The sequence below is a fragment of the Leisingera sp. F5 genome (assembly GCF_001593695.1).
On sequence record NZ_LUKH01001351.1, the window covers coordinates 1 to 1,093 of the forward strand.

Sequence of the window (1,093 nt, forward strand, 5' to 3'; positions counted from 1 at the left end):
ATCCGCATGTGTACCGAATCATCCTGTTCGATCAGCGCGGCTGCGGCCGCTCACGCCCCTATGCGTCCTGCGAGGACAACACCACCTGGCATCTGGTTGCCGATATGGAGCTGATTCGCCGCCAGCTGGGCATCGATAGCTGGATCCTGTTCGGCGGCAGCTGGGGAGCGACACTGGCGTTGATTTACGCCCAGACCCACCCCAGCCGGGTCCAGCAGATTATCCTGCGCGGCGTGTTCCTGATGACCAAGGCTGAGCTGGATTGGTTCTATGGCGGCGGTGCCGGCAAGTTCTGGCCCGAAACCTGGGTCAAATTTGTCTCGCTGATCCCGGATGCAGAGCGCAGCGACATGATCGCCGCCTATCACAAGCGGCTGTTTTCCGGCGATCTGGATGAAGAAGTACGCTATGGCCGGGCCTGGTCCGCCTGGGAAAACGCGTTGGCGTCGGTGCATTCCAACGGCCAGAGCGGCGAAAGCCCCGGCGATTATGCACGTGCCTTTGCCCGGTTGGAGAACCACTATTTCATCAATAGCGGTTTCCTCGATTACGACGGCCAGATCCTCGCCAATATGGACCGGATCTCTCATATCCCCGGCGTTATTGTGCAAGGGCGTTACGATATGATTTGCCCGCCGTCTTCGGCTTGGCGCTTGAATGAGCTGTGGCCAAATGCGGAGTTGAAGATGGTGCGCAATGCCGGCCATGCTTTGTCGGAGCCGGGAATCAGCGCTGAGCTGGTGCGGGCGATGGACCGGATTGCAGGAGAGCTTGTGCCATGACGCGCATTGACCGCCGCGCGCTGTTCACCTCGGGTGCTGCTGCAGCCCTGCTGGCGGCGGCTGGCGGAGCCGTAAATGCATCGCCCAAGGCCGGTGGCGCGCTGCGTCTTGCGGTTCCCCGCGACGGCGGGCTTTTGGAACAGGCCGCACGTTACGCGGTCTATGACACGCTGACAGAAATTGCGCCTGATGGTTTGCTGCGCGGAGAATTGGCTACAGGCTGGCATTCGACGCCGGACGCCAAAACCTGGACCTTTGATTTGCGTGCAGGCGTGGATTTTCATGACGGCTCACTGCTGACAGCAGAGGAT

At 60.8% G+C, this 1,093-nt stretch carries 2 protein-coding genes; both read left to right on the top strand.

What is annotated here, in order from left to right; genetic code table 11:
• The coding region (gene pip / locus A2I95_RS41365) for a prolyl aminopeptidase (protein ID WP_291738080.1) at window positions 1-782 on the top strand (782 nt) is incomplete at its 5' end.
• Window positions 779-1,093, top strand: a 315-nt coding sequence (locus tag A2I95_RS41370; protein WP_291738081.1) for an ABC transporter substrate-binding protein, incomplete at its 3' end; no start/stop codon positions are given. The genes pip and A2I95_RS41370, both read left to right, overlap by 4 nt.